Source organism: Paenibacillus faecis, from assembly GCF_008084145.1.
In the GTDB taxonomy this organism is placed as follows: domain Bacteria; phylum Bacillota; class Bacilli; order Paenibacillales; family Paenibacillaceae; genus Fontibacillus; species Fontibacillus faecis.
Window position 1 is genome coordinate 38539 of the sequence record NZ_VSDO01000004.1, and the last position, 12979, is coordinate 51517.

Consider the following 12979-nt stretch of genomic DNA (forward strand, 5'->3'; position numbering starts at 1 on the left):
CTTGTCGTTTGCGGCGCAAACCAAAAAAGAATTGACCATGGTCGAAGCCGATTCCTGCTGCGAGCAGGCGGAGTTGTCCGCCCTGATCCGGATGAACGGATCGGTACAGGTTTCGAACAAAAAGGTCATTTTGGATATATCGACGGAAAACGCCGCGATAGCAAGGCGGATCTATTCATTGCTGAAGAAGCATTTTCAAATTCATACGGAACTGTTGGTCCGTAAGAAGATGCGGCTCAAGAAGAACAACGTCTATATTGTTCGGATTCCGGGCCGGGTGCAGGAGATTTTGAAGGATCTGCGGATTGTCTCGGAGGGATTTATTTTCACGCCCGGGATTAATCCGGAGCTAACCCGGAAAAACTGTTGTAAGCGGGCTTATCTTCGGGGTGCCTTCCTGGCGGGGGGCTCGGTCAATAATCCGGAGGGATCGTCTTACCACCTTGAGATTTCGTCGATGTATGAGGAGCACTGCAAATCGCTGGTCGATCTGGCGAACGAGTTCCATTTGAACGCCCGCTGCATCGAACGGAAGAAAGGTTTTATTTTTTATATCAAAGAAGGCGAGAAAATCATCGAGCTGCTTAACATTATCGGAGCCCACCAGGCGTTGTTCAAATTTGAGGACGTACGGATTATGCGCGACATGCGCAATTCCGTGAACCGGATCGTGAACTGCGAAACGGCCAATTTGAACAAGACGATCGGGGCGGCGGTCCGGCAAATCGATAACATCAAGCTGCTGCAGAAGGAAGTGGGCCTCGAAAACCTGCCTGACAAGCTGCGCGAGGTGGCCGAGGTCCGGCTCGCCCATCCGGATATGAACCTGAAGGAAGTCGGGGAGCTGCTGAAGGGAACGGTCAGTAAGTCCGGCGTGAACCATCGGCTGCGCAAAATCGACGAGCTGGCGGAAAAAATTCGCGGGAGCTAAAGTTGTTTTGCTAGTGTGCCGCGGGCTGTGTATGCTATAATGATATAAATTATAATTGTTCACAATTGTGGGCACGTGATCGAAATTGTATTAGGGGGTAAGGTTTGATGATCAAAAACCCGGTAACCGTTCGTCTGAAAACGGGTCTTCACGCCCGGCCGGCGGCGCTTTTCGTTCAGGAAGCGAATAAATACTCGTCCGAAATTTTCGTCGAGAAAGACGATAAAAAAGTGAATGCCAAAAGTATTATGGGGATTATGAGCCTTGCCATCAGCACAGGCACCGAAATTTACATCAGCGCGGAAGGTGCGGATGCCGAGCAGGCTGCAAACGCTTTAATCAATCTGGTCAGCAAAGAGGAATTGGAGAACCAATAAACCTGGTGGACCGGGTTCAGAGAAAGACAAGAGATGATTCCGTTCGGATGAACGGGATCATTTTTTTTGGGCTTTAGCCAGTTGAGCTCTCGAAGCGTGCGAAACAAAAACCGCCTGCTATGCGGGTGGTGTAGTGATGCTTCCAACTCCAAAAAGATGCAAATCTGCAGGTATTTGTAGCGATTTTAGAGAAACGAGCCGATTTCGTCGAAAATTCCTGCAGATTTGCACTGGCCTTGCATTAAGCCTGACATGGTGTTGCCACCCCCGCAATCTCACTTTCCGCCCGTTATAATAGCGGCGTATTGGGCTGCTATTTCGCCCAAATTCGCTTTTTCGGGGAAAATAGCGGCTAAAAAGGGCCTTATTTCGCTGGTGCGAGTCCAAAAATCAGTTTTCGGCCCGCTTTTCCCTAAAATAAGGTCCCAAATGACCTCTATTTCTCATCGAAGGGACAAATTCGACAAAATAACGCCTCAAAAAGCTCTTATCCACCCGCCCGGCTTCTAAGGGAGGCGATTACGGCCATTAGACCCTTCGGGTTAATCGAATGGAGTGAGCCACATTAGTTGGTTATGGGGAAGATTAGCTGGAGAAAATCCCGCTAATAAGCGGGAAGAGGGGGATCGGCCAAAATATCAGGATTCATTCCTGTGCATGCGGGTAACGCAGGTGGATGGGGCAGACTGATAAAGAAAAAGGCTATAAACTTTTTTACACACCTGCAACATTTGATCTTGCCCTGCGTTTAGAAGTTAAAATACCACTCAAATGGAGGGTCTATGATGAAAACCTGGATGAAACCTGTTGGCGCGGTGCTGGTGGCCGGAACGATGCTTGTCGGAGGAACGTTTTTAAGCGGTTCGCTAAATTCCGCGGCTTCGGTATATGCGGCGGAGAACGATCTGCTGCGAAATGTGATTAATGTGGTGGGCAGCGGGGAAATTTCCGTGAAGCCGGATATCGCGTATTTGTCGTTCGGCGTTGAAACCCAGGCGGACACGGCGAAGGAAGCGCAGAGCACCAATGCGGCGAAGATCGCCAAACTGACCACCCTGCTGAAGGATACCTGGAAGATTGACGCGAAAGACATCCAAACCGGACAGTTTTATGTACAGCCGAATTATAGCTATAACGAAAAAGAAGGGCAAAAGGTCAAAGGTTACATCGCCCAGCATACGTTAAATGTGACTTACCGGGATTTGAGCAAAGTCGGACAGCTGCTCGACGCGGCTTCCCAGGCGGGAGCGAACCGGATCGACAACATCCGTTTCAGCGCGGAGAATCCCGATCAATATCAAGCCCAAGTGATCGAGAAGGCGATGGCGAATGCGGATATGAAGGCTTCCGCGATCGCCAAGGCGGTTAAACGCCAACTGGGCGTCGTGGTGAGCGTGACTCAATCCGGAGGAGGCGAAATGCCGATCTATATGCAGAAAGAAATGGCTCAAGCCACTGCCGATTCCGGCGCATCGACTTCCATCGAGCCGGGCGAAGTTACGTTGAAGACGACGCTGAGCGTCACGTATGAAATGAAGTAAGCGGTTTGTGACCCGGGCTCCCTGAATAGGGGACCCGGTTTATTTTTTTCTGCCGAAGTTGTGACATTTCTTCAGCGAAATCCCCGGCCCATCCCGCGCCGCTGCAAGAAAAGTGTTGTAACCCGCGCCAAAACAAGGTATAGTGAATATGCAAAAAATGAATTGATCGACCTGCTAAAGCCATACCAATGGATATGGCTTTTTTTTCTTAGTGAGGTAGGTTTCATTGATAAAATCACACCACTAAAAGGAGTTGATGCATAAATGATTGAACTGTCCGGAGTGGAGAAGCACTTTCAGGGACAAGTCGTTGTGCATCCGCTTTCGCTCACCATTAAGGAAGGGGAATTCCTGACCTTGCTGGGCCCGAGCGGCTGCGGCAAGACGACGATTCTGCGGATGATCGCCGGATTCGAGCAACCGACCAAAGGGAAGATCCTGCTGGACGGCGCCGATCTGACGAGCCTGCCCCCGAATCGGCGGGATTTGAACCTCGTTTTTCAGCATTACGCCTTGTTTCCGCATATGACGGTAGAGGACAATATCGCCTTCGGGCTAAAAATGAAGAAGCTCCCGGCTAAAGAGCAGCAGGCGCGTGTGGAGGAAGCGGTCGCCATGACGCAGCTGACCCCGCTTGTCAAGAGATACCCGCATCAGCTGTCGGGGGGGCAGCAGCAGCGGGTCGCGATCGCTCGGGCGATTGCCAACAAACCGAAAGTACTGTTGCTGGACGAGCCGCTCGGCGCACTCGATCTGCAGCTGCGCAAAAACCTGCAGTCCGAGCTGAAGCATTTGCAGCGCAGCCTCGGGATTACTTTTGTATACGTCACTCACGATCAGGAAGAAGCGATGATGCTGTCCGACCGGATCGTGATCATGAACGGCGGCAAGGTCGAACAGATCGGCACGCCGCGGGAAATTTACGCTAAACCGACGACCCTGTTCTCCGCTACATTCGTGGGTGAGAATAACATTTTCTCACAGGATGGGCGGCTGTTTGCCGTGCGTCCGGAGAAGCTGGTTGCCGTTCGCGGAACGGAAGGGGCGAAGCGGACGGGGGAAGTGCTTGACGTCCTCTATCTGGGGAGCATACATAAGCTGATCGTTCAGCTGGATGACGAACCCATGACCGTTTCCATCGCGTTTGATTTTACCGATGACCGTCCGTGGAACGTTGGGGAAAAGGTGGGCGTGGCCTGGAATTCCGAGGATGAGGTGGTTATCGGGTCATGAAGAAATCAAGCCTGGGCCTGATGCCGGTCCTCCTGTGGCTGAGCCTGTTTCTGGTCGTTCCGATGCTGATCGTGATAGGGATTTCTTTTATGGGCCGGGACGAGCTCGGCAATGTGGTGTTCGATTTCAATTTGGACGCCTACGCCACGTTTTTTGATCCTCTGTATTTGGGGATCTACTGGGATACGATTGTTCTATCGGTCTTAACGACGATATTATGTCTTCTGCTCAGCTATCCGCTGGCTTACTACATCGCCAATGCCGGTCCGAAAATGCAGACCTGGGGCTTGGCGCTGATTACGATTCCGTTCTGGATCAATTTCCTGATCCGGACCTATGCTTGGGTGCTGCTGCTCCGGACGCAAGGCGTGGTCAACAATCTGCTCATCGATCTCGGCTTTATTCAGGAGCCGCTGCAGATGCTCTATACGAAAGGCGCCGTGCTTCTGGGGATGGTTTATACGTTTATCCCGTTTATGGTGCTTCCGATCTACGTGGCGCTGGAACAGATGGACAAGAAGCTGCTGGAGGCGGCCAGCGATTTGGGAGCCACCGGTTGGAAGGCTTTCTGGCATATTACCCTGCCGCAAACCCGCTCGGGGATCATGACCGGCGCCGTGCTGGTGTACGTTTCCACGACGGGCATGTTTGTGGTTACCGATATTTTGGGCGGGGCCAAATCGGCGATGATCAGCAATATTATTCAGAGTCAGTTTCTGGGAGCCCGAAATTGGCCGTTCGGCTCGGCGTTGTCGGTCATTTTCGTCATCACCTCGCTGATTCTGATCGGTTTGTTCAATAAGGCCATGACGGCCAGGCATTTAAAGGTGAAGGGGGGACGCTGATGAAAAGTAAGAGTCATCCGCTGCTCGGGATTCATTCCCTGCTGGTCATGATTTTTATTTATGTGCCTATCGCCATCATTATCGTCTATTCCTTCAACAGTTCCCGGCTGGCCGCGGACTGGAGCGGTTTTACGTTCGAATGGTATACGTCGCTGTTCAGCAACCGGCATGTCATGGAGGCCCTCTCCAATACGCTGACCGTAGGGGTGGTTTCGACTCTTGTTTCGACTCTGCTCGGCACGATGGCGGCGTTGTCGATGCGGAAAGTAAGCCGCAGAATGAAAGCCGGGATGGGCGGCCTGCTGTATTTGCCGATTATTATCCCCGATATCATTATGGGTTTGTCCCTGCTGGTGCTTTTTACCCAGTTTCACATTCCGCTCGGTAAACTGACGATTATCATCGCACATATTACATTCTGTATATCCTATGTGTTTGTCATTATTACCACGCGGTTATCGGGCATGGGCGGGCAATTGGAGGAAGCGGCCCAGGACTTGGGGGCGAACGGCTGGCAGATTTTCCGCCATGTGACGCTGCCTCAAATTATGCCGGGGATCATATCCGGAGCGCTGATCGCTTTCACGATGTCGCTGGACGATTTTATGGTCAGCTTTTTTGTCAGCGGTCCGAATTCGACGACGCTGCCGATTTATATTTACGGGCAGGTTAAACGGGGTATTTCCCCGGAAATTAACGCGCTATGTACGATTTTGATCCTGGTGAGCATAACCTTGATTTTTCTGGCCCAGTTCGTGTTGAATAGAGGCAAAGGGCAAAAGAAGCAATCGGTTCTTCCGTTCTAGGCGGAAGGGGATAGAGAATATAGTGAAACTAATTCGCCGAAATGGCGGGGATCAGAGAGGAGATCGAGAATTGAAAAAAATGAAGTGGGCCGGCCTGGTGCTGGCGGTAACGATGGGGCTTGCGGTTTTATCCGGTTGCGGCGGTTCTTCCAAGGAAACGCTGAACATTTACAGCTGGGCGGATAACTTCGACGCGGACGTACTCGCCGCCTTCGAGAAGGAATACAATGTCAAAATCAATTACGATGTGTTCGCCAATAACGAGGACCTGCTGGCCAAAATTAAAGCGGGCGGCGGCGGATATGATTTGATCCAGCCTTCCGACTATATGGTCGCTACGATGATCAAGCAGGATTTGTTGTCTCCGCTCAACAAAGACAATATTCCGAATTTCGCGAACATTGACGAAGCCTTCAAAAATCCGTCGTTCGACCCGGATAACAAGTACTCGATCGTCTATACCTCCGGCGTCACGGGAATCGCCTACAACAAGAAGTATGTCAAAGAGGAAATCGACAGCTGGGAAGATCTGTGGAATCCGGCATACAAAGGAAAGGTGCTTCTGCTCGACGACAACCGCGAAGTGATCGGCATGGCTTTGAAGAAGGCCGGCAAATCCAACAGCTCCACGGATGAAGCCGAAATTACCGCGGCGGTGGAGGACCTGAAGACCCTGCTGCCGAACGTATTGGCTTTTGATACCGACAATATCAAGCAAAAAATGATTCAAGAAGAAGGCTGGATCGGCACCGTATGGTCCGGTGATGCTTCATTTATCGCCAAGGATAATCCGGATGTGGCTTACATCGTCCCGAAAGAGGGCGGAACGATCTGGTCCGATAACTATGCGATTCCGAAGGGCGCCAAAAATCAGGAGCTGGCGGAGAAATTTATCAACTTTATGCTGGAGCCGGAGAACAGCGCCAAAAACTACGAATCGATCGGATACAGCGATCCGAATACAAAAGCACATGAGTTCCACAGTGAGGAATACAACAACGATAAAATGATTAATCTGTCGCCGGAGGAGTTGTCCCGGACCGAATGGCTGGGCGATGTAGGCGATAAACTGCAAATTTACGACCGCTTCTGGACCGAACTGAAGAGCGGCCGGGAATAAGCGGAAACTTGTAAAAAAAGCGTGGAAACACGCTTTTTTTATTTGTCCGGAAACGGGTACTGTAAGGGTGGGAAAGAGCTTGATTTTTGCCGTCGACCTGAAAATAATGAAATTCGGAAGCTAGTATTCAGATCGACGCTGTTCACAGGAAAGGAGACTTCTTGAGATGGGAATGGGTAAACGAGAAGTGTTGACATGCGACTTGCTGCTTCAGGAATTCCATGTGAAACAGGTACCGGTGCTGGACCGGAAGAAGCTGACCTTTTCAGAAGTGGATGGAAAAGACGTGTACAACATTACCGCCCCATTCGAGGATGAAGGAGAACAGGTTGTGGCCGGACGCGTGGAATCCCGGGACAGCGAGCAGTCGGAAGTGCTGTTCTTCACCGAGAAGGAAGGAGTCTGGGTGCCCCGTAGGGACCGGCCGGTTTTGAACATGCAGGATCCGTTTGTGTCGAAAATTGGTGACGAAGTGGTCGTGGGCGGCGTGCAAACCTTCCCCGATCCGGTTCATCAGGACAGACTGCTTTGGAGAACCGTGCTTTATAGGGGACGGTGCCTCCGCGAGCTGCGGCACTTTTTCGTCGGTCCCGACGGAATGAAGGATATCCGGCTGGTAGAACTGAAGAACGGCGAAATCGGGGTGTTTACAAGGCCCCAAGGAGCCAAGGGAGGCCGAGGGAAAATTGGTTTTTTCCGCGTGTCCTCGCTGGAAGAGCTTCGGGTGGATTTGATTCTGGACGCCCCGCTGTTGGAGGAACAATTTGCCGATGGAGAGTGGGGCGGTGTCAATGAGGCGAGAATGTTGTCGAACGGTCTTGTCGGCGTGCTGGGTCATATCGCCCGTTTTGATGAAGAAGGGAACCGGCACTATTACCCCATGGTGTTTGCCTTCGATCCCGAGTCCGGGAAATATTCGGATATCGAACTCATTGCGGTACGCGCCAATTTTGAACCGGGGCCGGCCAAGCGGGAGGACTTGAGGGATGTAGTGTTCAGCGGGGGGTTGGTGCGTTTTGAAGACGGCAACGCAGCCCTCTATGCCGGCATCAGTGATGCGGAGGCGCATTATATCATCATCCCGGATCCTTTCCTGGCCTATGAGGGCGTAAATCGGAGAAAGAAGAAGAAAGATGGCAATTAGCCCTGGTTATTGGGTGCTAATATAACATATTGCCAAAAGATGGACCTTGAAAGAGCATAAAAAATTGGATATTTGTATTAATAGCAGTCTCCTTAAGTGAGTGCTAACAACGGTTAGCCGAGCGAACGGGGACGTTGTCATAGCAAGAAGCCGACAAATGACTGAAGTTTTTTCCGCTCATGATGACCATGATCGAAAAAAGGTTCACCATGTGCCGGCTTCTTTTTTGTGACTCAAAAACGAAATGGAGGTTGAACCGATGAAAGCGTTGCTGTTGGCCGGGGGGCTTGGCACACGTTTGCGGCCGTTGACCGAACAACTGCCAAAGCCGATGGCTCTAGTTGGGAATCGACCATGGATCGAGCATTTGATTGTGCAGCTGAGAGATCAAGGAATCCGGAAATTTGTTCTGGCGCTGAAACACTATCCCGAGCTGATCCGCCGACATTTGGGGGACGGCAGCCGGTATGGGGTTACGATCGACTATGTGATCGAGCAGGAAGCGCTCGGAACCGCCGGGGCGATCAAAAATGCCGAGCCGCTGCTGGACGAGCGTTTTCTGGTGTTTAATGCCGACATTGTGCAGCATATCGACGTTAAGCCGCTGCTGCGGTTTCACCAGGAAAGCGGGGCGACCGTGACCATCGGTTTGATGGAGGTGGAAGAACCTTCCGCTTTTGGCGTCGTCGAGCTTTCGGACCGCGGCGAAATCCGCCGTTTTGTCGAAAAACCGAAACCGGGCGAAACGACATCGAAACGGGTAAACGCCGGAATCTATGTCATGAATAAAGAGGCCCTTGCTTACATTCCGCCGGGGCGTGAGGTGTCCATCGAACGCGAAACGTTCCCGAGTCTGATCGAGCAGGGGGCGGGACTATACGGCTTTCCGCTGCAAGGGTATTGGCTCGATATCGGAACGCGGGAACGCTACCGCAAGGTTCACTGGGATTTGCTGGACCGGAAATTAAAGCTGATGATACACGGACAGGAGCAAAATAAAGGGATATGGGTCGGAAAAGACGTCCGTATCGGCGACGGCGCGCTCCTGATTCCTCCGGTCATCCTCGGCGACGGGGTACGCATTGGCGACAAAGCGATCATCGGACCGTATACCGTGATCGGGGAGGGGTGCCATATAGCGGCACGGGCCCGTTTGTCCGAGACGATTTTGTGGGATGGATGTATCGTGAAGGAAGGCGCACAACTGTATCAGTGCGTTTTCGGGTACGACTCCGAAATCGAAGCCGGGCATATCCTCTACGAAGCCTACGCCCAACGCATGAAGGAGGAGGTATCGGTATGATTCGCATCGCGCACATCGGCACCTATGTCCCGCAGAAATGCGGAATCGCCACTTATACGCATCACTTGCGGCAAAGCATTAACGGCGCCAAGGGCTGGAGGGGAACGGACGAAGTGTTTGCCGTCAAGCCGGGCGCCAGCCTGCAGCGGGATCCCGACTCCAGGATTCACGAGGTGGAAAAAGAAGACCGCCACGCTTACCGCAAGCTCGCGGAACGGCTCAATCGGAGCGATATCGCCGTTGTTTCGCTGCAGCATGAATTCGGGATTTTCGGCGGGGAAGCGGGGGAGTACGTGCTCGATCTTGTGGATCACCTCGAAAAGCCGCTCGCGGTTACGTTTCATACCGTGTTTGAGAAGCCGGAGGAGCCCTATCTCCGGATTCAAAAGAGGATTGCGGAGCGCAGTGACGTCATCCTGGTCATGAACCGTCTGGCTGCGGACTATTTGCATGGGGCGCTGGGGGTTCCGAGGGAGAAAATTCGCTGTGTGCCTCACGGTACCCCTGAGCCGGTTCCGTCGATGCGGGACTTCACCCGCGGCAAGCTGGGCTGGAACGGCCGGAAGGTGCTGATGACCTTCGGTCTGCTGAGCCGGGGGAAAGGACTCGAAACGGTACTCCAGGCGCTGCCGGAGGTTGTCCGGCAAGTGCCCGAGGCGCTTTACGCGATTGTGGGGCAGACGCATCCCGAAGTCCGCAAATGGGAAGGCGAATCCTATCGCGAGGAGCTTCAGGCGCTGATTCGAGAACTGAAGCTCGAGGATCATGTCGTTATGATCGACCGCTATTTGGAGGAGCAGGAGCTGGCTGCCATGCTGACGGCCTGCGATCTGTACGTGACCCCGTATCCGGGGATGCAGCAGATTACGAGCGGGACGCTGGCCTACGCGGTTGGCTTGGGCCGGCCGGTCTTGAGTACACCGTACGCTTACGCCAAGGACCTGCTGCAAGATCTGCCCGACACCCTGGTTCCCCCCGGTGTGGCGGAGGCTTGGGCCGGGCGGATTACAGCCGTCTTATCCGATCCGAAGGAAGCGGAGCGGCTTGAGCGGGAAATCGGGCGAATCGGAGCGGATATGCACTGGCCGAAGGTCGGCAAGCTTCATCTGAAGCTGTTCAATGAGCTGGCCACGGAACGAACGGCCAAACAGGCGAACTGAAGCGAACTAAAGGAGGAACCGGCTGTGAATCCAATCGAGATTAGCTGCCGCCATTTGGAGAGGATGACCGATGATACGGGACTGCTGGAACATGCCTTGGGCGCGGTACCCCGTCGCAAGGAAGGCTATACTACCGATGACAATGCCCGGGCGTTATGGGCCTGCTCGGCGATCCACCGCCTCGGGTTCGGCGGGGAGAAGAACGACGGCACGTGGTTAAGGCTGGCCGACATTTACCTTGAATTTTTGTTGTGGGCGCAAAAGGACGACGGGACCTTCCATAACAATATAGCCTACGATCGTCGGCCCGAGCCGGAAACGCCCTCCGATGACTGCTACGGTCGTGCGTTTTGGGCCGCTGCCGCCGCGTGGGCGTACCTGCGGGACGATACCCGGCGCCTGGCGGCCGAGGCGATACTGCTTCGGGCGGCGCCGCGCACGGCCGAACTGAAGTACCCGCGAGGATGGGCCTATTCGCTGGCCGCCTACTCGCTGCTCTTAACGGAACAGCGGCCTCCGGTACAGATGGACCGTGCCGGATTTCTGAAGAAGCTCCAGGCCCGGGAACAGGTGAACCGGCTGGAACGCCTGCTGCTGGACACCTATTCCAGGGAGGCCACGGTCGATTGGCACTGGTTTGAACCGGAGGTCACCTATGGCAACGGAGTGCTGCCTTGGGCGCTGTTCGCGGCTTACCCGGCTAGCGGAAGCGAAACCACCCGGCGGGTGGCCCGGGAATCCCTAGATTTCCTGGCGGAGAAAATGACCGCGCCGGAAGGCTGGATTCGCCCCGTAGGCAACCGGGGCTGGGCCTCGCGGGCTCACGCCAGCCAGTGGGACCAGCAGCCGCTGGAGGTCATGAAGCTGGCGCTCGCCGCCCGCGAGGCGTACCGGGTGGAACGCCGATCCGAAGACGCGGAGCTGGTCCGCCGCTGCCGGGCCTGGTTCCTCGGCGAGAACGACCTCGGACGGCCGCTCGCCGATCCCGCCGAAGGGAGCTGCTGCGACGGTTTGACGCCGAGCGGGCCGAACCAGAACCGTGGCGCGGAATCGACGCTCTCGTATCTGCTGACCGAGTGTTTGTACCACGAGATTTGCGCGGAGGGGATGACCGGACCGGATTTGGAGAGAGAAGGAGAAGGAGGAGGGAACTCCGAAACGGCAAAAAGGGCAGAGAGGACGGTAACGGAAGAGAGGGCGGTAACGGAAGCCCTCGGTTAATGGGTGAAGCCTCTTGGAGCGGCTGCCTCTCGATAAAAAGGGCTGTTAACGCTAGGTTTCCGGGCCGGGAAGGGAGAAGCATGTTTTTCGCCATACGGGGAAATAATTGGGGTAACTCCGAGAAGAGGTGAGCTTACCGAATGAACAAGTTTACAAAAATCACGGGTACCCTGATTGCAGCGTTGGTCTTGGTTGCGCAGTGCGGCCCATTAGCCCCGGATGCTTCGGCCCTCCCGGCCTGGCGCTCCATCGGCGTCCGGTTGCCGCAGGGACAGCAGCCGGCTGTCCAGGAAGGACAGCCTGTGAAGATTACCCGGCAAGGAAAGAGCCTAAAGCAGCAGGGGCTGCAAGGGCGTGAGGATGTACTGGTCCCGTTGGAACTGATCCGGAAGGGGCTGAAAGTGAAGGTTACACAGGACCCCGGCGCCAATACGTATACCTTAAAAAAGCAAAACATGACCGTCACGCTTCAGCCCTCCGATACGGGCGCCAAGGCGATCGTGAACGGCAGTACGCAGGTGCTTCCTTATGAATGGAAGGTGGTAAACGGGGAGCCCTACGTATCGGTGAAAGTGCTGACCGATCATCTGGGATTTACTTCTTCCCGGAAGGAAGCGGGGAAAACGCTGGACCTGGTACCGCACCGTCTGAACGACATCCGGATTGAAACGCGGACGATCGAGAAGAACATCCCGGAAGCCTCGATCAAAGTGGAATATCCGCAGGTCGGCGGGCTTCGCAGCAAGGAGGCGGAGAGGAAGATCAACGCCCTGCTGCAGTCGAGAGCGGAAAACTTCGTTCAAGCCTCCTTGAAGGAAGCGAAGGAGAATCAACCGTCGCCGAACGGCAGCCCTTACGAATACTTGGGGAACTACACCGTGACCTATAATCGGGGCGGGCTGCTGAGCATCCTGGAGCAGACGTACGCCTATACGGGGGGAGCCCACGGGATCAGCTTCCGGGAAGGCCTGACGTTCCGTCTGAGCGACGGCAAGCTGCTGACCCTGGACGAAGTCCTCCGGGCGAACCCCGGTTTCCGCAGCATCGTCAATCCGGCCATCGCCAAGCAGCTTCAGGCGACCGAAGGGTATTTCGGCGGGTTCGAAACGATCGGGAACAATCCCGACTTTTATTTGAAGGAGAACGGGGTGGTCATCTTTTTCCAACTTTATGACTACTTGCCGTATGTGTTCGGCTTCCCCGAGTTCTATTTCTCCTTTCCGGAACTGGGGATCAGATAAAGTATATGCGCATAATAAAAGCCTGCCGGCTGGCAGGCTTTTTGTTATGAAAGAGCC

The 12979-nt window shown here is 54.2% G+C and carries 12 protein-coding genes; all 12 read left to right on the forward strand.

Annotation, left to right across the window (positions count from 1 at the left end; translation table 11 throughout):
- The first annotated feature begins 1 nt into the window (after position 1).
- A complete protein-coding gene (gene whiA, locus FRY98_RS18230) occupies positions 2-931 on the forward strand; it encodes a DNA-binding protein WhiA (RefSeq protein ID WP_148454667.1) in 930 nt (309 codons plus the stop codon).
- A 107-nt stretch (positions 932-1038) separates the two neighbouring features.
- On the forward strand, positions 1039-1308 hold the full coding sequence (locus FRY98_RS18235) for an HPr family phosphocarrier protein (protein ID WP_114497387.1): 270 nt from the start codon (positions 1039-1041) through the stop codon (positions 1306-1308).
- Positions 1309-2093: 785 nt separating this feature from the next.
- Entirely contained in the window at positions 2094-2849 is a 756-nt protein-coding gene (locus FRY98_RS18240) for an SIMPL domain-containing protein (RefSeq protein WP_148454669.1), read from the forward strand.
- Between the two features lie 264 nt (positions 2850-3113).
- A complete protein-coding gene (locus FRY98_RS18245) occupies positions 3114-4082 on the forward strand; it encodes an ABC transporter ATP-binding protein (protein WP_148454671.1) in 969 nt (322 codons plus the stop codon).
- Positions 4079-4927, forward strand: coding sequence for an ABC transporter permease (locus FRY98_RS18250; protein WP_148454673.1), 849 nt, complete (start codon positions 4079-4081; stop codon positions 4925-4927). The genes FRY98_RS18245 and FRY98_RS18250 overlap by 4 nt, the downstream gene beginning before the upstream one ends.
- Positions 4927-5733 (forward strand): ABC transporter permease, encoded by an 807-nt coding sequence (locus FRY98_RS18255; protein ID WP_148454675.1) that lies wholly within the window; start codon positions 4927-4929, stop codon positions 5731-5733. Before FRY98_RS18250 ends, FRY98_RS18255 begins: the two co-directional genes overlap by 1 nt.
- 70 nt (positions 5734-5803) lie before the next feature.
- Positions 5804-6853 (forward strand): ABC transporter substrate-binding protein, encoded by a 1050-nt coding sequence (locus FRY98_RS18260; RefSeq protein ID WP_276508705.1) that lies wholly within the window; start codon positions 5804-5806, stop codon positions 6851-6853.
- A gap of 166 nt (positions 6854-7019) precedes the next feature.
- On the forward strand, positions 7020-7997 hold the full coding sequence (locus FRY98_RS18265) for an MTP-1 family protein (RefSeq protein ID WP_148454677.1): 978 nt from the start codon (positions 7020-7022) through the stop codon (positions 7995-7997).
- Between the two features lie 259 nt (positions 7998-8256).
- The gene (locus tag FRY98_RS18270) at positions 8257-9300 is read left to right on the forward strand and encodes a nucleotidyltransferase family protein (RefSeq protein WP_148454679.1); all 1044 of its coding nucleotides are present in this window, start codon (positions 8257-8259) and stop codon (positions 9298-9300) included.
- Entirely contained in the window at positions 9297-10460 is a 1164-nt protein-coding gene (locus FRY98_RS18275; protein ID WP_148454681.1) for a glycosyltransferase family 4 protein, read from the forward strand. Before FRY98_RS18270 ends, FRY98_RS18275 begins: the two co-directional genes overlap by 4 nt.
- A gap of 24 nt (positions 10461-10484) precedes the next feature.
- Positions 10485-11681 (forward strand): glycosyl transferase, encoded by a 1197-nt coding sequence (locus FRY98_RS18280; protein WP_249043457.1) that lies wholly within the window; start codon positions 10485-10487, stop codon positions 11679-11681.
- Between the two features lie 140 nt (positions 11682-11821).
- Entirely contained in the window at positions 11822-12922 is a 1101-nt protein-coding gene (locus FRY98_RS18285; RefSeq protein ID WP_148454683.1) for a PdaC/SigV domain-containing protein, read from the forward strand.
- The last annotated feature ends 57 nt before the right edge of the window (positions 12923-12979 follow it).

Excerpts from the sequence above, each read along its gene's own strand:
- FRY98_RS18235 (WP_114497387.1), top strand. The coding sequence starts at position 1,039 with ATGATCAAAAACCCGGTAACCGTTCGTCTGAAAACGGGTCTTCACGCC.
- FRY98_RS18240 (WP_148454669.1), top strand. The coding sequence starts at position 2,094 with ATGAAAACCTGGATGAAACCTGTTGGCGCGGTGCTGGTGGCCGGAACG.
- FRY98_RS18245 (WP_148454671.1), top strand. The coding sequence starts at position 3,114 with ATGATTGAACTGTCCGGAGTGGAGAAGCACTTTCAGGGACAAGTCGTT.
- FRY98_RS18250 (WP_148454673.1), top strand. The coding sequence starts at position 4,079 with ATGAAGAAATCAAGCCTGGGCCTGATGCCGGTCCTCCTGTGGCTGAGC.
- FRY98_RS18255 (WP_148454675.1), top strand. The coding sequence starts at position 4,927 with ATGAAAAGTAAGAGTCATCCGCTGCTCGGGATTCATTCCCTGCTGGTC.
- FRY98_RS18265 (WP_148454677.1), top strand. The coding sequence starts at position 7,020 with ATGGGAATGGGTAAACGAGAAGTGTTGACATGCGACTTGCTGCTTCAG.
- FRY98_RS18270 (WP_148454679.1), top strand. The coding sequence starts at position 8,257 with ATGAAAGCGTTGCTGTTGGCCGGGGGGCTTGGCACACGTTTGCGGCCG.
- FRY98_RS18275 (WP_148454681.1), top strand. The coding sequence starts at position 9,297 with ATGATTCGCATCGCGCACATCGGCACCTATGTCCCGCAGAAATGCGGA.
- FRY98_RS18285 (WP_148454683.1), top strand. The coding sequence starts at position 11,822 with ATGAACAAGTTTACAAAAATCACGGGTACCCTGATTGCAGCGTTGGTC.